The organism is Gottfriedia sp. NPDC056225 (assembly GCF_042267765.1).
Lineage (GTDB): Bacteria > Bacillota > Bacilli > Bacillales > Bacillaceae_G > Gottfriedia.
On the sequence record NZ_JBHJTJ010000008.1, the window covers coordinates 109,877 to 129,693 of the forward strand.

Below are 19,817 nucleotides of genomic sequence, written 5' to 3' on the forward strand. Positions count from 1 at the left end.
TATTCCATGGTTGTTTTCTATTTTCTTTTCGACCTTTACCGCTGCTCTATTTAAATTGTTGCAATGTAATTGACATTGATTTTGAAATTTGATCATCATTGCCTTTTTCGTAAATCTCAAGTATAACAGTACCATTAGAAGGTAAATCCTCTTTTGGAATATTTACATTAAAATCAATTAAATTGACTGTACCAGATTTCATTTTAATTGGTAGCTTTGTTTCATCAATTAAATTATTATGTCCATCCTCAACTGAGTAATAAATTGTATCCTCGTCTGATAGATACATCCCTTTAACAGCATATTGACCATTTTTGCCACTTACAATAATCTTCGAGTCATCTTCGTTCACAGCTGAACTTTGATGATAAGAAAAAGTTTGTGAAACAGGTTTAATTCCACCATTCAGATCCTCATCATTAACTTTTGTTGAAACAAAATTTGCGATTATCTCGTAATTACCATACGGAAGTTTATTATGAACGAAATTTACTTTCTCTTCCCAAACCTGTGTCTTACCTTCTGGAATAGTTATATTAGTAAGCACTTGAGCATACATCATATCTTTTGAAGATTGATAAACAACTTGCCCACTTTCATCTTTAATTGTAAAATCGACTATTTGTGATGATGAAAATGAAAAATTTGCAGGGATTGTATTCCCGTTGTGAAGTGAGTATTTCATTGTAACTTGTCCATTAGCTTCAGTAACTTCTAGCTTTGGTGAAAATTTTTCCACATCTATACTATTATTTTGAGTTACTGTTTCTTTTGTACTTGATGCTGGTTTTACTTCCTTTTCACTATTTGCACCACATGCCGAAAGAAGCAGTGTACAAGCTAAGAAGAGAATCGCTCCCTTTTTCAAAATAATCCCCACCTTTTTAAGATCCTTTTGCTAAATTATACCAAACAATCTAGAAAATTTTTTTAACAATTAAGTGAAATCTTTTAATTAAATCTCGTTCAGCCACAAAATAAAACTCCTACTAATGCCACTGAAAGTATTTCCATTCATATTCCATGTCCTACTACCATGTCCTCTATAAAAACTACTCTGATTACATTAATGTAGATTAGGGAGTAAAAAAATAAAAAATGGGTTATGTAATCCTTTTTCTAGGAGGAATAAAATGAATAAAGAAGTCATTCCAGTAAAAGAAATCACAAATTTCAAATCACGTTCAGACGAATTTTTTCCAATTGAATGGTATAAGGAGATGCTACAACATCATCCAATTTATTATCATGAAAGTACAAAAACTTGGAATTTATTTAAATATGAGCATGTAAAACAAGTGTTAAGTAACTATGAATTCTTTTCAAGTGAAGGTACTCGAACGACTATTTTTGTCGGGGCTAAAAACAAACAAGAACAATCTTCAATAACAAACATTACAAATATAGATCCTCCCCACCATAGAAAGAGCCGCTCTTTATTAGCAGCAGCTTTCACTCCCCGCAGTTTAAAAGCCTGGGAACCGCGTATTCAACAGATCGCAACCGAACTTGTAAATGATATTCAAGAAAACTCTATTGTAAATATTGTTGAAGCTCTTGCATCCCCATTACCGAGTCTAGTTATCGCTGATTTATTTGGGGTACCAATTCAAGATCGATATCAGTTTAAAAAATGGGTAGATATCCTTTTCCAACCATATGACAAAGAAAGACTTGAGGAAATTGAGTTACAAAAACAACAGGCTGCAAAAGAATATTTCCAATTTCTATACCCAATTGTCGTTCAAAAAAGAGCGAATCTTTCTGATGATATTATCTCAGACTTACTCCAAGCTGAGGTTGATGGTGAAAAATTTACAGATGACGAAATTGTCCAGGTTACAATGTTACTTTTAGGTGCAGGAGTTGAAACAACAAGCCATGCGATAGCGAATACTTTTTATTCATTGCTTTATGATGATGAGTTATTATACAAAGAGCTAAGAAGTAATATGGAATTAGTACCAAACGCAGTCGAAGAAATGCTACGATATCGCTTCCATATGTCTAGAAGAGATCGCACAGTCAAACAGGACAATAATTTACTAGGTATAGATTTAAAAAAAGGAGATGTTGTTATAGCTTGGATGAGTGCATGCAATATGGACGAGAGTATGTTTGAAGACCCTTTCTCTATACATATTCATCGTTCAAACAATAAAAAACATTTAACTTTCGGAAATGGTCCTCATTTTTGTTTAGGTGCACCTCTTGCGCGATTGGAAATGAAAATTGCATTAGAAGTCTTCTTAACAAAATTTTCTCGTATTGAACCTGTGGAAGGGTTTGAATTAGAAAACAATTTAACTGCTTCAGCTACCGGGCAGTCTTTAACTTCTCTACCAATGCAAGTCTTTAAATAAGAAGTTAAAATCTAAAAGAGAAAAGAGATATAAAAAATGACTAGCAAATTTAACTTTTGCTAGTCATAACATTCTTATTTAAATCTTTCTAAATTCCCCAAGCACATCAACAGTTTGTACTACGTTTGTAAAAGCTTTTGGGTCTACCTTTTTTATAATACGTTCTAAATCGTATAATTCGTAACGAGATAAAACAATCATTAATATATCTTTATCTTGTTTCGTAAACGCCCCAGTAGCGTTCATTTGCGTAATTCCACGAACAAGTTTCGCATGAATTTCTTTTCTTAGTTCTTCACCTTTAGTTGTAATAATCATTGCCGTTAGCTTAACATGACTCGTATGAACACTATCTATTACACGTGTAGTAACATATAAGTTGATTAAAGTATAAAGAGCTTTTTCCATTCCATATAGCTGACCAGCAGTAATAATAATGATTGCATTAAACAAGAAGAAATACGTTCCTACTGGTTTACCTTTTGATTTCGAAAGAACTAAGGCAATTATATCTAGCCCACCAGTAGAGCCACCAAATTTTAATGTAATACCGATTCCAATCGCAGCAATTAAACCACCGAACACGGCATTAAGTAAAATATCACTAGAAAAAAGATGTTTAACAGGTAATATTTCTAAAAATAATGTCATAACACCTACACTAAAGAAACTGAAATAAGTAAATGAACGACCAACTTTTTTCCAAGCTAAAACGATAACTGGAATGTTTAATAACGCCAATAAGATCCCCGTTGTTACTGTAAACGGCGTGTAGTCAGTAATAATATTTGAAAGCAATTGCGCAAGTCCCGCAAACCCACTTGAATAAACATTAGCAGGAATTAAAAAACAATTCATTGCAAATGCATTTAAGAAACCACCGACCATTACTACGACTAACTTAAATAAAAGCTCTTTATTTCTTGCCACCAACTCTGTTTCCTCCTAAAAACAAAATAACTAATCTCTCTATATAAAAAAGTTGAAACCATAAAATAATACCTTACTTACATTTACATTGTCAGACTGTTAAAAACGTACGATCATACATAATTCAAATGATATGGGCAAACCTAACATTATCATTTATAAAAGGAGATTCGATATGCCACATACTAGTGATAATGACAAAAAAGCAAAAGATAATAACGCAATAAGAGAAAAGAAAAATGCTCAAGAAAGAAAAAATGCACAAGCTGGTAAGAAATCTTTTTCTAAAAGTGTCGATCATCTTTAATTTTAATTCCTAATTTAATCAGTTTAAAAAACATCATTTTCAACGTAGAATTTCATCCAATAGTTTAAGTATATTTATTTATTTCTGAAAGACAATAAGAACTTTAAAAACTAGAAAAAGCCTTATTATTGATAAGATTCAAAAAATAAAACTGTTCAACTTTACGAGTCAATTTTGTAAGGTTGAACAGTTTTTTTAACTATTTATTTCAAGAATTTAGACAACTTTCCAACTCTTACTTCTCACCTCTAAAACTTCCTAAATTCTCCAAACACATCAATCGTTTGAACAATATTTGTAAACGCCTTTTCATCAACTGACTTAATAACTTTTGATAAATGATATAGTTCATATCGTGATAATACCATCATTAATATTTGTTTATCTTGATTCGTAAATGCACCTTTTGCATTAATCGCCGTAATCCCACGAACTAGTTTTGAATGAATCACTTTACGTAATTCATCACCTTTCGTTGTAACAATAAAAGCAGTCACCTTTATATGACTAGTATGAATCGCATCAATGAACCTAGATGTTACATATAAATTTATAAGTGTATACAGAGCCTTTTCCATCCCATAAATATAACCGGCCGTTAAAATAATTAACGCATTAAACAAAAAGAAATATGTACCAACCGGTTTTCCTTTCGAACGCGATAACACTAGCGCAACAATATCTAAACCACCAGTTGATGCACCGAATTTTAATGTATATCCAATCCCAACAGCAACGATTAAACCTCCAAAAACTGAGTTTAGTAAAATGTCATTTGAAAATAAAGGTGTTACTGGTATAATCTCTAAAAATAAAGTTGTAATACCAACGCTTAAAATCGTGAAGTACGTAAAGGATGGACCTATTTTTTTCCATGCTAAAATGATTACAGGAATATTTAATATCGCAAGTAACATACCAGTAGAAGCCGATAAAGAAGTAAAGTCATTCAATAAATTTGAAAGTAATTGAGCAAGCCCCGAAAAACCACTTGAATAAACACTTACAGGGATTAAAAAACAATTCATAGCAAACGCATTCATTAATGCCCCAAATATTACAACAAGAACTTTTATAAACAATTCCTTTTTGTCACTCACTTATAAGTTGCCTCCTAATTATTCATAAACTTAGTATGCCTGTAAGTTGTAAAATAATAGCAAAAAACAACTTCAATTAAAGAAGTAGGTTTTCACGCTGTTGAGAACTAATCTTCTCAATCATATACAAATTCCCGTAAAGGAAGCCCTTTGATGTTGATTTCCAAGCAAATAAGTCTACAATAAAAAACTATTTTAATATCCTTTACTTAGAGAAGAATAACAATTGTTAATCCGTTTGGTCTTCAATGAAGATCGAAAAGCAACTATTAATGTCTTTATCCCACTTCCACTGTTAATTAAGCCACTTTCCCTAGTATTCAAGCTATGTTCAAAAAAGACTCCGTTCATGTTTTCATAACAAAAAACCACTTCTCTTATTGAAGTGGTTTAAATATTATTATTGCTCTTTTTTCTCAAAAAGTTCTTTTGCGTATGTCCAGCCGTCTTCTTGATAGATTTTATTTTCTTTTAATAATCTACCCATTGCTCGTTTAAAAGCAGCTTTGCTAAGTTTAAATCGCGCTTTTATATCCTCTGCATCACTTTTATCCCAGTACGGCATTGCCCCACCGCGACTCATCATATATTCATAAATTTCATTTGCCTCAAGATCTAAACCTTCATGAGCCCTAGGTAATAGCGAAACGTTAGTGCTACCATCTTCTTTGACATCGATAATGCGTCCGCTAACTCTTTCACCAATACGTGGCTCAGTTTTTCTTTGAGATTCATGGATAAAACCGATAAATCGTTCATCCGTTAAAATATATGACCCTACTCGTAATGTACGATAGATTATACCTGAAACATTTTTATTAAGCATACTAGGTTCAGCTTGTACTGAGAACTCTTTCATAACAGGTTCAGTTGCAAGTTTAATTAATAATCTACCTTGATTTGTTTGCTTTAACGTACAAAAAATTTCATCACCTTCTTCAGGCCATACTTCTTGAAGAGGTGGAAGGTCACCTTTTTCTAATAGGATATCTTTTGAAATACCGATGTTTACAAAAACACCTACTCCATCAAGTTTATCTACTACTTTAGCAAATCCATAACCTTCAGTCGTAATAAAAGGCATTTCCATTGTTGCAGATAATCTTCCTTTAGAATCATGATATAAGAAAACAGTTACTTCTTGATCTATTTCAATTTCACCTGATGCTTCGTTATTATGTAAAAACACTTCTTCTTGACCTTGGGCAAGCATATACCCTATTTCAGTTACTCGACTGCACTCTAAAGTGACAATCTCTCCTGCTTGTAAACTCATTCTTTGTTACATCCTCTCTAAACTTCCAAACTAAAAATTATTATATCATGCATAATGAAAGTTTGTTACTTCGTCTATCATACACTATAATACAAGTATTAACGAATTGGAGGGATTCTATCTATGTCAAAGGAAAGTTCATTTGATATTGTTTCAAAAGTAGACTTACCAGAAGTCTCAAATGCGATTCAACTCGCTAATAAGGAAATCGCAACTCGCTATGATTTCAAAGGAAGCAAAAGCTCAATTTCATTAGAAAAAGAAGAACTAGTCTTAATTTCTGATGATGATTATAAATTAGAGCAATTAAAAGATGTATTAATTAGCAAATTAATTAAACGTAATGTACCGATCAAAAACCTAGATTATAGTAAAGTTGAAGGTGCTTCAGGCGGTACAGTTAGACAAAGAGCTAAATTAGTTCAAGGTATTGATAAAGATAACGCTAAAAAAATTAATACAATTATTAAAAATAGTGGACTAAAAGTTAAATCACAAATTCAAGACGATCAAATCCGTGTAACTGCAAAAAGTAGAGATGATCTACAATCAATCATCGCTGCTGTAAAATCTGCGGACTTATCAGTTGATGTTCAATTCTTGAACTACCGATAATGAATACATAAAAAAAGAGGATGAAATTGAATTCATCCTCTTTTTCATGCGGGAAAATTTCCTCTTTTACCCTTAACTACTCACCAATGTTAATCGTTCATTCTTTGCACAAGTATCACGGATGATTAGTTTATAAGGAACGATAATACTTTTTTCAGTACCGTCTGGTTCTTCAATCTTTGAGATAACATTTTTGGCCGCTTCGTTACCTAGTTGATAAATGTTAATATCAACAGATGTTAAAGGTGGATTTGCTAATTCTGCAAAGATGGCATTATTAAAACTAATCATTGAAATATTATTTGGAACTGAAATATTATATTCATTTAATACACTTATAATCCCTAATGCTAATACATCGTCTGTGACTACAATTGCAGTAGGAAGTTCTTGCATGTCTAGTAATTGGTTTACTGCTTTTCTTCCACCATCTCTTGTAAATGAAGTAAAGATTATTGCTTCATCATTTACTTGTAGCCCATTTAATTTCATTGAATCTTGGAAGCCACGTAAACGATTTTGGGTTACTAGTAGGCTACTTTCTCCTCCAATAAAAGCAATTTGTCGATGTCCAAGATCAATTAAGTAATTGGTAACATCTCTAGCAGCTGAGTAGTTATCATTATCAATATACGTAATATCATCCATTGAATGGTCTGGCTTACCAACTAGTACGAAAGGAAAGTTATTTTCGTTTAAATAATCAATGATTTTATCATTTTCCTTAGAATACAGCAGAATAATCGCATCAACTCTTCTACCTCTAATCGTTCTTATCACAGATTGTTCGACTTCATCATCATTATTTCCTGTAATAAAGTAAAGAGAATATTCTTTTTGGTTTGAGTAAGCAGTCACACCTCTAATTACTTCTGCAAAAAATGGATTATGAAATGATGTATCAAGTGCAGGTGGTAAAACTAAACCGATTGATTTCGTAGATCGATTAGCCAATGACCTAGCATTTAAATTCGGATGATAATTTAACTCGTCCATAACTTTTCTAACTTTTCTTTTTGTCTTTTCACTAATTCTTGGGCTGTTTGAGATAACTCGAGACACCGTTGAAGGTGCTACATTCGCTTTCTTCGCAACATCCTTAATTGTTATAGTCATTTTAATTCCCCTTATTCACGAATGAATGTAAACGTTATCATTTTTTCTTTAGATGCTATTTAATAAAATCCACGTCTTGCCAACTCTAAATTTCGATGCCTCGTTCATAACCAGATGGTGGATTATCAATATTGTTTGATGATTAGAATACTTCACATAACCGTTTCAAGTATTCTAATCACATCAAACTAGTTTCTATCCTTATTGTTTATTACGTCTTCTTGCTAACCACAAAAAGATGATAAATGCTACAAAAATCGATGGAATTGCAATGATTATGCCAATGTTTAAGCCTGTTTTTGGAGCAACTGCGTAAACATTTGATGATTCCCTTTTCAGAACAATATCAAACCCTTTTTTATTCGGGCGAACTAGGTCATCCGCTAAAAGACCTCTTAGTTCATCTGATTTCTTAACGACGTCAAAATTCAAATGAACCTTTTGGTCAAGTGAAGTATTATTAATTGCAATGATTGTCGTTTCATCTTTATCATGTCGCTTAAATAAAGTCATACCTTTCGAATCATAAAGAACTTCAAAATTCCCATTAGTAAGTGAAGGTAAAGTTCTTCTTAATTCTGTCAGTTTTTTTATATAATCCGAAAAATCTTGATCCGTACGGAAGTCCATTCCTTTTCGATTATCCGGTATATTTCCACCATTTAATGCAATTTCAGTACCGTAATAAGTTAATGGGATACCTGGTGATGTAAATAAATAAGTAAGTGCTAACTTTAATCTTGACGGTGGGTACTGACCCTTTGATAGTGCAATTGAAACAAAACGCTTAGTCATTTCATCGTCTACATAGTTAATCATTAATGTAGATCCAAGCTGTTTAGTTAAATCTTTTTGTTGCTTCATTATTTCTGTTAATGATTGATTTTGTGAAGAAAAAGTATTAGCTAAATCGCCTACTAAATCAACGTTATAAATTCCATTAAAGTCTAAATTCTCGTATTTACTATAATTCATTTCACTTGATTCATTTAAGTCAGCAAGTAAAATAAAATTTGGATTTTTCTTTTTTAATTCTTGATTAAATGTTTTCCAAAAAGAAACAGGCACATTATTTACTTCCTGTAAATTATAGCCATCAAAGCTAGCCTGATCCATCCAGTACTTACCAGCATCAATTAAGTAATTCGCTACATCAGCATTTTCTTGATTAAAGTCAGGAAGTCCGTTTATCCATTTCTTTTCTGAACTTGTACTGTTTTCTGGATTGAACCAATTCGCATTTTTAGCTAATTCACTATTAGGTGAAACATTATTAGCAACAAAATCAATAAAAACTTTAATTTTACGTTTATGCGCTTCTTTCACTAACTTTTTTAAGTCTTCAATTGTTCCAAACCTTGGGTCCATCTTTTTAAAATCTACGACTGAATATCCATCGTATGAATTTTCATCGCTTTTAAAAATAGGTGATATTGAAATAGCTGTATAGCCAAAATCCTTTAGATAATCTAATTTTTGTGTAATTCCGTCTAAATCACCACCCTGAGATTTTGTTAAATCTTTCGGGTCAGTATTTTTATTATTTCTAGGATTACCATCAAAAAAACGATCAATTAAAATTCGGTAAATCATTTCTTTTTTTAGATCTGTTGTATTTTTCTCTGCAAAACTAATACTTGGTAATGTACTTAAAAATAATACAGACACAAGTATTATAAAACCAAATCGCCTCATTTTTTCTCCCCCTGCAAGTCAATCGCATGTACAAAATTCACTCTCTAACTATTGTGCAAAATATTACAATGAAATTCAAATGTTATATTGATTTCATAAAACGGAAGCGATTGCACACACTATTTAATTATACTGTTAGCAAATTAGATAGCAAGTTAATCCTTTCATTAATTCCTTTTAGTTAAACCATTAATAAAATTTAAAGGGGAGAATCATGCAAATTGAATCAATCTATCATCAACCGTATGATCAATATGCTTTTTCAATTGATGATAAAACCTATCGTATAAGAATTCGAACAAAAAAAGGAGATTGCAAAGAAGTTAGTTTCTATTACGGAGATCCTTTCAAATTTAATGACTCGGGCTGGCAAATAGAATCGGTTCTCTCAATGTATCTTGCGTTTTCTACTGAATTTTTTGATTACTGGGAAATAAACGTTATTCCTCCGAATAAAAGAATGAAATATATTTTTCATTTAAGAAACGACCAAAATTCTATTTATTATGGTGAAAGTGGATTCTCAAATCAATTTAATCAAAATGATCAATCGAATTGTTTTACTTTAGCATTTCTCCACAAAAATAATTTAATTTCGCCCCCAAAATGGGTAAATAAAACAATTTGGTATCAGATTTTCCCTGATCGATTCGCTAGTGGTAATAATAAGAATAATCCTATCGATTCAATTCCATGGGGCTCAACTTTACCAACTAGTTCAAGTTATTTCGGAGGGGATCTAGAAGGTATAATCCAAAAAATCGATTATCTTAAAAATTTAGGAATAAGCGGCATTTATTTAACACCTATCTTTGAGGCAAATTCAAATCATAAATATAATACGATTAATTACTTTCGAGTGGACCCTACATTCGGAGATGAAAAAATCTTAAAATTATTAATTAAAAAATGTCATGAAAATAATATAAAAGTTATGCTTGATGCAGTTTTTAATCATACAAGTGCATCATTCCCCCCTTTTCAAGATGCATTACAAAACGGAAAAAACTCTGCATTTTATGATTGGTTTCACTTTTATACCGAAAACAATCAACTCTCTTATGAAACCTTTTCTTTTGTTAAGGAGATGCCAAAGCTAAATACAGAAAATAAAGAAGTACAAAATTTCTTAATCGAAATAGGTTCTTATTGGATTAAGGAATTTAATATAGACGGCTGGCGTTTAGATGTAGCTAACGAGATTGATCATTATTTTTGGAAGCATTTTAATAAAAAAATGAAAGAAATAAAAAATGATTTGTTTATAGTAGGTGAGATTTGGCATCATGCAATGCCATGGCTAAGGGGTGATGAGTTCGATTCTGTTATGAATTACCCACTAATGAAATCACTATTTGCTTATTTTGGTTACCAAACAATCTCAACCACTAATTTTCAAAATTCAATCAATGATTTAATAGCCACATATCCATTAACTGTTATCAAAGCTTTATTCAATGTATTAGGTTCCCACGATACACCTAGAATCCTGACACAATGTAACCAAAACGAAAAAAGGGTTATTTTATTATATGTTTTTTTGTTTACATTCTTTGGAACGCCATGTATATACTACGGTGATGAAATTGGCCTACAAGGTGGCAATGATCCTGAATGCAGGAGCTGCATGCTTTGGGACCAATCTCAGTACAATTTAACGTTATTTGACTCAATAAAAAAATTAATTGCCTTACGAAATAAGTTCTCAGTATTAGCAAACGATGGGGAATTTAATTGGGTACAAACTGATCTTAGCGGTATCCTCATGTATGAACGTAAAAATGATCATTTTCATTTTTTAATCATAGCTAATAACTCAATTGAAAAACAGTCAGTTTCAATACCTATAAATTTGAAGGGTAAAAGAATAACAAATTTATGGAATGGACAACAATTCGCTACGGATTCTGATTCAATTGCGATCGACATTGCTGAAACTGATTTTTTAATTTTGCAATTTGAAGAAGTAGGTTCAATCATTTAATTAACACAGACTCATTCACTTGAGTCTGTATTTTTATTCATCACTTTACTAAATGTTAGATTTCCTTACATTTTTATAATTGTTAGCGTTTACATTAATTTTCAGATTATTTTTTTGTTATTTTCAAGAAATTATTATTGAATTTTGCATATATTCTGAATATGATAACTTATATAACATTTAATGTTATATAATCTAACATTATAGAAATGGGGAATGAAAATGAACAGTATTCAAGCTGCAGATAGTGTATTTCTTTTTATTTCAACTGTTTTAGTAATGATCATGACGCCTGGTCTAGCACTCTTTTATGGCGGGATGGTCAAAAGCAAAAATGTTTTAAGTACTACAATGCATAGCTATGCTGCTATGGCAATCGTATCAATCCAATGGGTTATAATAGGCTATTCTTTAGCATTCGGCCCCGATGTAAATCACTTAATCGGTAACTTTTCATGGGCAGCCTTAAAGGATGTTGGTTTTACTCCAAATGATAATTACAGCGCAACAGTCCCTCATAATCTTTTCATGATGTTCCAACTAATGTTTGCAATTTTAACTCCCGCTTTAATCTCAGGCGCATTTGCTGAGCGAATGAAATTTTCAGCATTTCTATTATTTACCCTTTTATGGACAACATTCGTTTATGACCCATTAGCTCACTGGGTTTGGGGTGTAGATGGTTGGCTTCGTAATTTAGGTGCTTTAGACTTCGCTGGTGGTACAGTTGTCCATATTTCCTCCGGTGTTTCAGGCTTAGTCCTTGCACTCCTTCTAGGTAAACGAAGAGATTTCGGTTCAACATCTCCACATCACTTACCATTAACTGTGTTAGGTGCTGGTCTCTTATGGTTTGGTTGGTTTGGATTTAACGTCGGCAGCGCTCTAACTTTAAACGATGTTGCATTAACAGCATTTATTAATACAAATACTGCAGCAGCCTCCGCATCAGTCGCTTGGGTGCTCGTTGAATGGTATGTAAATAAAAAACCTACAATGTTGGGCGGAGTCAGTGGAGCAGTAGCTGGCCTTGTCGCAATTACTCCAGCCTGTGGCTTTGTTACTCCACTCTCATCGATCGTCATTGGCTTTTTAGGTGGAGTCATATGCTTTTTAGCAGTAACATACTTAAAATACAAATTCGGATACGATGATGCGTTAGACGCATTCGGCTGCCACGGAATCGGTGGAACATGGGGCGCAATCGCCACAGGCTTATTTGCTACAAAATCTGTAAATAGCGCAGGAGCAAACGGAGTCTTTTATGGTGATTTATCATTACTTTGGAAACAACTACTCGCAATCGGAGCAACCTATCTATTTGCAGGAGTGATCACCTTTATCATCGTAAAAGTAATAAGCAAATTCATCCGTATTCGCGTCGACCAAGAAGAAGAAAACCTCGGTCTAGACTTATCAATACACGGCGAAAAAGCATACCACGACGCAAGCTTATAAGGAGGTATTAAAGTGACTGCTAAACTAACTAAAATCGAAATCATTACTCGACCAGATAAATTTGATGTTTTAAAAGATGCCCTCTCAAAAGTAGGGATTACAGGAATGACCGTTACAAACGTATTAGGATGTGGAATGCAATCAGGCTACACAGAAGTATATCGAGGTAAAAAACGAACAATAAATTTACACGAAAAAATTAAAGTCGAAATTGTTGTATGTGACGTACCCGTTCAAGCTGTAATCGATGAGGCGAAAAGAGTGTTAAAAACAGGAAAACCCGGTGATGGAAAAATATTTGTATACCCTATTGAAAATGCGATTAAAATTCGCACAGGGGAAGAAGGTAGAGACGCTTTACAGAATGATTATTAATTTTAAACCCTAGCCGTTTTGAGTGGCTAGGTTTTTTATTTTAATTTACTTTTGAGGTTAATAGGTAGCCGCTACATCCGTTCCTCTACGGACGTTTTAGTGCCCCAACCGGCTTATTTTTTAATGAAAATTAGCAATTATCCTTTTTCCATCTTTACTCACAATCCTACGATCTAATTTGCGATTCCACTTCTCCTCTAATTAAGCCCTTACCCAACTAAAAAAAGAGGTGAAAATCACCTCTTTTTTTACGCCTTTACATTAATATTGAATTTTTTAAACCAAACATGAATTTGATACAAATGAGCTAATAACTGCGGTCCAGACATTAATTGCCCATACCACGGAACTTGGAATGCTCTTCCTTCACTTTGAACTAGGCTATTTAATTGCTCCTTATCTAGAAATTCATAAAGAGCTGAGCTTTTGTCTTTTAATGCTTCTTTTAATTTTTGAACAACTAATTTTGTATAGACTGGATTGTGCGTTTTTGGATACGGACTTTTTTTACGGTATAAAATTTCATCTGGTAACAGACCTTCAAGTGACTTCCTTAAGATGCCTTTTTCACGATTGCCATACATTTTGAGCTCCCAAGGGATGTTCCAAACATATTCAACAAGTCGATGATCAGCAAATGGAACACGTACTTCAAGGCTTGCTCCCATACTCATTCGATCTTTACGATCTAAAAGTTGAGCCATAAACCATTGGCGATTTAAATAAAATAATTGTCTTCTTTTAGCTTCTAAAGGACTCTCTCCTTCGAGGATTGGCGTTTCTCTTACAGTTTCATTGTAGCGATCTTGAACGTAGTTGGCTAAATTCAGTTTCTTACTCCATTCGTCTTTTAATAGATTTTGACGAAGCTCTGTAGATCTCATCCACGGAAACGCTGGTCTATTTAAATCATCTTCTCGATGAAACCAAGGATAACCACCAAATATTTCGTCAGCACATTCTCCTGATAAACCTACTACAAAATTGTTTTTAATTTTTTGGCAAAACCATAGTAATGAAGAGTCGACATCTGCCATTCCCGGAAGATCACGACATTCTGTAGCTTCTTCTAAATATTGCACAAGTTCTTCGTTTGAAATGACGCATCTTTGATGATTTGTATTAAATGTTGAAGACATTAACTCAATCCATGGTGCATCTGAATTCGGTTGGAATACACTTGATGTAAAGTATTTGTCATTTTCTTCGTAGTCAATTGAATAGGTCGTTAATTGGCCTTTTCCTTCTTTAGCATAATGATTCGCAGCAATTGCTGTAATTGCACTTGAATCTACTCCTCCTGAGAGAAAAGTGCATAACGGTACATCAGAAACTAGTTGTCTTACGATTGCATCTTCTACGTAAAAACGCACTTTCTCAATCGTTTCATCAACAGAATCTGTATGAATATCACTTTTAACATCCCAATATTTCCATACTTTAAGTCCATTTCTAGAGAACGTCATTGCATGGCCACCACGAAGCTCTTTTATGCCATCAAAAACGCCATTTCCAGGGGTACGAGATGGTCCAAGACCAAAAACCTCTGAAAGCCCTTCTTCAGTTAATTCCGCTTTTACTTCTGGATTAGCTAATATCGCCTTTACTTCTGAAGCAAATAATAATCTTTTGTAATCTTCTTTATAAAATAGCGGTTTTACGCCTAAACGGTCCCTTGCTATGAATAAGCTTTCTTTTTCTTCATCCCAGATTGCAAATGCAAATATTCCATTAAATTTGTCTACACAAGCTTCCTTCCACTCTATATAACTAGTAAGAAGGACTTCAGTATCTGAATGACCTTGAAATGTATAACCCCTCTTTAAGAGTTCCCTTCTTAGATCCTCAGTGTTATACAGCTCACCATTGTAGCAAAGTGTATACGTAACATTTCCACTTGCTTTACGCATCGGTTGTTTCCCACCAACCGGATCAACTACTACTAATCTTTTATGGCCAAAGCTACAATGATTTGTGGACCAAATATTCGTATCATCTGGACCTCGTTTCGATAATGTTTCAGCCATCTTTTTTGTAGTATTGGTTACCTTTGATAAATCTTTTTGAAAATCTGCCCACCCAGTTATACCGCACATGCTTTTTTCTCCTTTCTGGGCTATTTCCCTATAAAACTAAAGTTAATTCTATATCGTATTAATGCTTTTAAAAATAGGTGCGTCAATCTATAAAAAAAGTTGATAACTTATCATTATTTGTCCATACGTTTTTTCAATTTTTGCATAGTTATAAAATAGTTAAGTTATGTCAATAAATGAAAAAAGTAGCAGCTTTATTAAAATTGAAATAAACGCAGCTATTATTGTTAATAAATCCTAATATCGGTCGGAAAATAGAGTTAACTTTTATCCATTTAAAACAATATTCGAGATTTTAAAAAAGGTTCGAATGAAAAAAGGTTCCTATTATTAATACTTTATTTTATGTATCAATAAAATGTCCGAATCACTACTTCTCATCGAACTTATGTAAATTAATAAATGAACAGCAGAACGCTTGTAACTGGAGGTTACTTAATGCAATTTAAGCAACGATCTCAATTATTTCAAAAGCAACCTCGCGCTTTCACTATTGGAGCAATTGAAGAAATAAATGATGAATGGGTCTTTTTCGATGATGAAACTGATGAGGCGTTTTTACTTGAGGATCTCATCGATGAAGAGTTCGAAGTTTCTATAAATGAAGAATGGATTCCTGCTTCTTTAAAGAATGGAAATTTTCTAATTCAATATCCCAAAAAGAAAAAATTACAAAATGGTGATATCCTTCGTATTCAACGAAAACTTTTATATAGCTTCGATACACTATTAAAAAATTTGAGTGATGAATCGTTTTATACTTTAGCTTACTTGCTAAATACTCATAATTTTTCTTTATACGATTGTCTATACTGTCATAATTTTCTATCATTCCAACCAGAAAATTCCCCTTCTGATGGAGTAAATTTCATTGTGTTTGATAACGGAGAATTAGTTTGTTCAGTATATCACCAATTCAGGTTATCATCTGAAGAACAAAACCATAGATTTGAATTGACGAAAGCAACAGGAAACCGTTATCTATTAACACAGCTTTCTTAAAAAATAAAAAAACTGCCACAATTAATATTGTGACAGTTTTTTATTATGCAAAGAAGTGAAAACCTTGAGGTAATCTAAATCCTAAATATAATAAACCTAAAATAATTACTGTAAAAATAGTTGCAGGAACAACCATTTTACGATGTTTCTTAGAAGACACAGTGAAGTATTCAAATACTCCTAACATAATAATGCCAAGTGTCATTTTGATGTTGTAAAGCATCATCATATCTGACGGCATATTTCCTTTATTAGGAATGTGAATAAATAAATACAGTCCAGTTCCTAAAATAACGAAATATAAAAGACGTAAAATCATGTGAGCAACTTTAACATTCCAACCATTTTTGTAACCGTGCCCAACAATTAAAGCTAAAATAATAGCGACTACCCACGATGTAATATGTAAGTGAATCATTTCATTTCCTCCCAAATATATATTCTAAATAATCATAACATAAGACTATAAATAAGGAAAAATTAAGATGAATCGGAAAGTGTAAAGATTTAAAAAAATTCACAAATTGTTCAAAAAATACGGTGTGATTTTCTACCCATCAACCGTTAAAACTCACAGGACAAAATACTCATTTTTAAAATTTATAAATTATATTAATCTAGGATTGTAATCTACTGTCGAAAATAAATTCAATATTTTCTATAGGACCTTACGTTTCGACAGTCCGTATAGTTTATCCTACAAAAACCTATTAATTTCCACTATCCATTGATTGAATGCAGATGAATATTGTTGTATTTTGTAAGTTTTACACTTCTTTTAGCGAATGTCTTCTCATATGGAAATGATTTTGTATAATAGCATTACATACATCGTGAGACCTAGACATAATTCCCTATTCTTGAACAAAGTTGGTGACTAAATTGCTGCTTCATGTTATAGAGAAAAAACGGGCCCGAATGGTATATTATGCGGGACGATATGGCTTTACGAACAAGAAAACAGTTTTATGTAGCCAAGAGTTGGACAGGCTCATGAATATGATATCGACCTTTTCCTCTTCAAAAAAGAGAGCTTAATAACTAGTTGCGATTAGTTCATTCTAATTGCGACTAGTATTTTTTTATCTCCATTTAATAAGATCTTTCTATTTTACTATTCTTCACTTTCCTTCATTTAAAATTAATACTTCTTAACAATAAGTAGTCTACAATCACGTTTTAGGTTAAATGGCCATATAATACATAATCATAAAAAGAACAAAGGGTGTACAGTCATGCCTGCTTATGTTGGAGTAATAAATATTGTCAGTATCGGTAGTAGTGGCGTAGTTAACATAGGTGACGCGTATAATATAACACCTAAAAGTAATGCACAAACATATGCCGGTGCTGGTTCGTTTAATACGGGTGATAATGTAACAGTTTATAATAATAAAAGTATTTCGAACGTATACGACCAAGATCAAGTGGATCAGCCAATGGTTGGCAACATGTAAAGGAGGATGTCGTTTGAATATATATATACATCAAACAATTATTATTAATCAGCTGAAAACTGGTGGGATTGTAAACTCATCTGTTTTTCAAATTGGTACAACAGGAAATATAAATGCAAAAACAATAACGAATAATACTGGAGATTATTTAGAACCAGCACCACCAATTACTGAACCAGGTCAAATCGTTCAAACTTCGCAAGAGACATAAATTTATTCCTGCAGCAAATTGAAAGCGAGGGAATTCTATGAATCAACTAGAATTAAGGCAGACTCAGATTGAGCAACTACTATATGAACAGTCTCAAATGATTGAACAATTAAAAAGTAGAATTGCTCAACTTGAAGCCACTGTTGTTGAACTTTCTCAAAGACCTGAGACAAAAATTGATAAAATTGAATATAAATTCGACCAGTTAAAAGTAGAGAATTTAAATGGTACATTAACAATTGGACTGAATCCACTTCAATCTCCAACTTTCGATGATTTAACAGTTGAGAACCAACAAATAGATATTAAACCAGACAACAATATAAAAGCATTGAAAGCATATATTGAAGACCGAATTCATTTCCATTTGAAGGAAGAAGCTTTAGAAACAATTCTTCAATTAGAATCCGAACTAAGAGTTGCAGTAGATGAATATTATCGTCAAATGATGATCGATGATATTCGAAATCAAATGGATATTCGAATTCCTTATTATATCGACTTATATAAAAATAAACCTGAATTCAATGATAATCCTCTTCGTTATTCCGAAGAGGTCGTATTACACATGTTAAGAGATATCCGAACAGCATACAGTGCTTTCCTTCAAAACTTACCACATAATATTGGAAAGGAGAATAAAGGATGATTTTAAATGTAACAAATTGCAATTTACAAGTAGAGGATATTAAGTTTACAGCCATTTCTTCGTCTTCATTATTTTTGATTGGAGATGCTCATAACATTTCACTTTCTTCTATATTTGACACACCACCAGAATCGTTAATTATTGGACCATTTGTACCTTTATCTGTAAGCTAATGTTTCAAATTGATCCAAGGATTCGTTTAGCTGCTGTACAAAGATACGATGTAAATACAGTCCTATTTTCAAGTATTTTACAGTTTGGTGATGTATTTTCAATAAATGCAGAGTCAAACGCTCTTGCTTTACAAGAAGAAGGGAACATATTAGCTGATCCAAACAAAGATATTTTTGAAATTTATCCTATTTTTAAAGTAATTCCAAAACATCTTCCATATGTTCCTAATGTGGAATTAAATCGAGTAAATCTTAACCCTACTATACAGGTTGGTTCAATTAATTATAATGGTATAAGTTCCTCTAGCGCTTCCATTATTGGTTCAGTTCATAACGCTACAATGTTAGCCCGTGTTCATCAAATACGACATTTCACTTCATCACCTACCATACACTACCAAACGCCAACACACACTCAAGGTCAACCTACTTTTTCTCAACTTTTCCAACCACTCATGACACAACCAATGCAACCATATGAATCAGAAGTTCTTGTTCAACCAACTGTTCCAGTTACACCGGCAGTAACAGCACACACCGTAGTACCAGTCGCACCTGTAGTTCCGGTAGTACACACCGTTGTCCCAATCGTTCCTTCTGTACCCGCAGTACCAGCTCGATTAAAAGAACCAACCGAACCAAAATTAACAGATTAAGAAAGGAGAATACTTCATGCCAACATTTCTTGGTGCAATTGTTATCACAAGCAACGAAGGGAATATAAATACGGGAGATCTTAATAATATCTCTCCAAAAACTCAAACAAAATCATATTTCGGATCCGGTTCAGGTAATACTGGGTTTATCCCTGCAACAATTAGCGGCGCAAGTGCCACTAATACATTAGATGCTGATTTAGTTGATCAAAATGAAATAGCAACTTTATAATTTCTTCTTCGATAAAAGGCGATGCAAATTAGCATCGCTTTTTCTTTGTGTTGAAATGACCCCTTATGAGTTACATATTTTCATTATCTTGCTCTTTTCCTTACTCATGAGCCCTCAGTGAA

The 19,817-nt window shown here is 32.8% G+C and carries 22 protein-coding genes; 14 read left to right on the plus strand and 8 right to left on the minus strand.

Features of this window, described 5'->3' with window-relative positions; translation table 11 throughout:
* Nucleotides 1-46: 46 nt before the first annotated feature.
* Nucleotides 47-868, minus strand: coding sequence for a BsuPI-related putative proteinase inhibitor (locus ACFCYN_RS08180; RefSeq protein ID WP_375948661.1), 822 nt, complete (start codon nucleotides 866-868; stop codon nucleotides 47-49).
* Nucleotides 869-1,133: 265 nt separating this feature from the next.
* Between ACFCYN_RS08180 and ACFCYN_RS08185 the strand changes: the two genes are divergently transcribed.
* Nucleotides 1,134-2,363, plus strand: coding sequence for a cytochrome P450 (locus ACFCYN_RS08185; protein WP_375948662.1), 1,230 nt, complete (start codon nucleotides 1,134-1,136; stop codon nucleotides 2,361-2,363).
* Between the two features lie 78 nt (nucleotides 2,364-2,441).
* Here ACFCYN_RS08185 and ACFCYN_RS08190 read toward each other — a convergent pair whose 3' ends face one another.
* Nucleotides 2,442-3,251 (minus strand): YitT family protein, encoded by an 810-nt coding sequence (locus ACFCYN_RS08190; protein WP_172447685.1) that lies wholly within the window; start codon nucleotides 3,249-3,251, stop codon nucleotides 2,442-2,444.
* Between the two features lie 217 nt (nucleotides 3,252-3,468).
* Here ACFCYN_RS08190 and ACFCYN_RS08195 point away from each other — a divergent pair, with 217 nt between their 5' ends.
* Entirely contained in the window at nucleotides 3,469-3,600 is a 132-nt protein-coding gene (locus ACFCYN_RS08195) for a DUF3941 domain-containing protein (RefSeq protein ID WP_098117220.1), read from the plus strand.
* A 248-nt stretch (nucleotides 3,601-3,848) separates the two neighbouring features.
* Here ACFCYN_RS08195 and ACFCYN_RS08200 read toward each other — a convergent pair whose 3' ends face one another.
* A complete protein-coding gene (locus ACFCYN_RS08200) occupies nucleotides 3,849-4,700 on the minus strand; it encodes a YitT family protein (protein ID WP_375948664.1) in 852 nt (283 codons plus the stop codon).
* 400 nt (nucleotides 4,701-5,100) lie between these two features.
* Complete coding sequence (locus tag ACFCYN_RS08205; RefSeq protein ID WP_172445656.1) at nucleotides 5,101-5,976, minus strand: CvfB family protein; 876 nt, start codon at nucleotides 5,974-5,976, stop codon at nucleotides 5,101-5,103.
* Nucleotides 5,977-6,099: 123 nt separating this feature from the next.
* Between ACFCYN_RS08205 and ACFCYN_RS08210 the strand changes: the two genes are divergently transcribed.
* Entirely contained in the window at nucleotides 6,100-6,591 is a 492-nt protein-coding gene (locus ACFCYN_RS08210) for a YajQ family cyclic di-GMP-binding protein (RefSeq protein WP_172445657.1), read from the plus strand.
* A 72-nt stretch (nucleotides 6,592-6,663) separates the two neighbouring features.
* On the opposite strand, the gene ACFCYN_RS08215 is transcribed toward ACFCYN_RS08210, so the two are convergent.
* Together ACFCYN_RS08215 and ACFCYN_RS08220 are read right to left on the minus strand one after the other, a co-directional pair.
* Nucleotides 6,664-7,707 carry a LacI family DNA-binding transcriptional regulator gene (locus tag ACFCYN_RS08215; RefSeq protein WP_375948666.1) on the minus strand — a complete coding sequence of 348 codons (1,044 nt, stop codon included), beginning with the start codon at nucleotides 7,705-7,707 and terminating at the stop codon, nucleotides 6,664-6,666.
* 201 nt (nucleotides 7,708-7,908) lie between these two features.
* Nucleotides 7,909-9,402 carry an alpha-amylase family glycosyl hydrolase gene (locus tag ACFCYN_RS08220; RefSeq protein ID WP_375948668.1) on the minus strand — a complete coding sequence of 498 codons (1,494 nt, stop codon included), beginning with the start codon at nucleotides 9,400-9,402 and terminating at the stop codon, nucleotides 7,909-7,911.
* Nucleotides 9,403-9,616: 214 nt separating this feature from the next.
* On the opposite strand from ACFCYN_RS08220, the gene ACFCYN_RS08225 reads away from it, so the two are divergent.
* The 3 genes from ACFCYN_RS08225 (at nucleotide 9,617) to ACFCYN_RS08235 (ending at nucleotide 13,219) form a co-directional block, all read left to right on the plus strand.
* Entirely contained in the window at nucleotides 9,617-11,386 is a 1,770-nt protein-coding gene (locus ACFCYN_RS08225; RefSeq protein WP_375948669.1) for an alpha-glycosidase, read from the plus strand.
* A gap of 231 nt (nucleotides 11,387-11,617) precedes the next feature.
* A complete protein-coding gene (locus ACFCYN_RS08230; protein ID WP_172447687.1) occupies nucleotides 11,618-12,844 on the plus strand; it encodes an ammonium transporter in 1,227 nt (408 codons plus the stop codon).
* Between the two features lie 12 nt (nucleotides 12,845-12,856).
* Nucleotides 12,857-13,219 (plus strand): P-II family nitrogen regulator, encoded by a 363-nt coding sequence (locus ACFCYN_RS08235; protein ID WP_069032963.1) that lies wholly within the window; start codon nucleotides 12,857-12,859, stop codon nucleotides 13,217-13,219.
* Nucleotides 13,220-13,467: 248 nt separating this feature from the next.
* On the opposite strand, the gene asnB is transcribed toward ACFCYN_RS08235, so the two are convergent.
* Nucleotides 13,468-15,315 carry an asparagine synthase (glutamine-hydrolyzing) gene (gene asnB, locus ACFCYN_RS08240; RefSeq protein WP_172445661.1) on the minus strand — a complete coding sequence of 616 codons (1,848 nt, stop codon included), beginning with the start codon at nucleotides 15,313-15,315 and terminating at the stop codon, nucleotides 13,468-13,470.
* Between the two features lie 438 nt (nucleotides 15,316-15,753).
* Between asnB and ACFCYN_RS08245 the strand changes: the two genes are divergently transcribed.
* Nucleotides 15,754-16,317 (plus strand): DUF2777 family protein, encoded by a 564-nt coding sequence (locus tag ACFCYN_RS08245; protein ID WP_375948672.1) that lies wholly within the window; start codon nucleotides 15,754-15,756, stop codon nucleotides 16,315-16,317.
* Nucleotides 16,318-16,360: 43 nt separating this feature from the next.
* Here the strand turns inward: ACFCYN_RS08245 and ACFCYN_RS08250 are convergent, their stop codons facing one another.
* Entirely contained in the window at nucleotides 16,361-16,735 is a 375-nt protein-coding gene (locus ACFCYN_RS08250; protein ID WP_172445663.1) for a DUF1516 family protein, read from the minus strand.
* A gap of 464 nt (nucleotides 16,736-17,199) precedes the next feature.
* Between ACFCYN_RS08250 and ACFCYN_RS08255 the strand changes: the two genes are divergently transcribed.
* The 7 genes from ACFCYN_RS08255 (at nucleotide 17,200) to ACFCYN_RS08285 (ending at nucleotide 19,695) form a co-directional block, all read left to right on the plus strand.
* Nucleotides 17,200-17,355 (plus strand): aspartyl-phosphate phosphatase Spo0E family protein, encoded by a 156-nt coding sequence (locus tag ACFCYN_RS08255; RefSeq protein WP_098117210.1) that lies wholly within the window; start codon nucleotides 17,200-17,202, stop codon nucleotides 17,353-17,355.
* A 197-nt stretch (nucleotides 17,356-17,552) separates the two neighbouring features.
* Nucleotides 17,553-17,774 carry a spore germination protein gene (locus tag ACFCYN_RS08260; protein WP_172445664.1) on the plus strand — a complete coding sequence of 74 codons (222 nt, stop codon included), beginning with the start codon at nucleotides 17,553-17,555 and terminating at the stop codon, nucleotides 17,772-17,774.
* A gap of 13 nt (nucleotides 17,775-17,787) precedes the next feature.
* Nucleotides 17,788-17,985: a spore germination protein GerPB gene (locus tag ACFCYN_RS08265; protein ID WP_098117208.1), complete on the plus strand. Its 198-nt coding sequence runs from the start codon at nucleotides 17,788-17,790 to the stop codon at nucleotides 17,983-17,985.
* A 37-nt stretch (nucleotides 17,986-18,022) separates the two neighbouring features.
* Entirely contained in the window at nucleotides 18,023-18,634 is a 612-nt protein-coding gene (gene gerPC / locus ACFCYN_RS08270) for a spore germination protein GerPC (RefSeq protein ID WP_172445665.1), read from the plus strand.
* Nucleotides 18,631-18,807 carry a spore gernimation protein GerPD gene (locus ACFCYN_RS08275; protein WP_172445666.1) on the plus strand — a complete coding sequence of 59 codons (177 nt, stop codon included), beginning with the start codon at nucleotides 18,631-18,633 and terminating at the stop codon, nucleotides 18,805-18,807. Before gerPC ends, ACFCYN_RS08275 begins: the two co-directional genes overlap by 4 nt.
* Nucleotides 18,807-19,463, plus strand: coding sequence for a spore germination protein GerPE (locus tag ACFCYN_RS08280; protein ID WP_375948674.1), 657 nt, complete (start codon nucleotides 18,807-18,809; stop codon nucleotides 19,461-19,463). The genes ACFCYN_RS08275 and ACFCYN_RS08280 overlap by 1 nt, the downstream gene beginning before the upstream one ends.
* Nucleotides 19,464-19,479: 16 nt before the next feature.
* Nucleotides 19,480-19,695: a spore germination protein gene (locus ACFCYN_RS08285; protein WP_172445668.1), complete on the plus strand. Its 216-nt coding sequence runs from the start codon at nucleotides 19,480-19,482 to the stop codon at nucleotides 19,693-19,695.
* Nucleotides 19,696-19,817 lie beyond the last annotated feature (122 nt).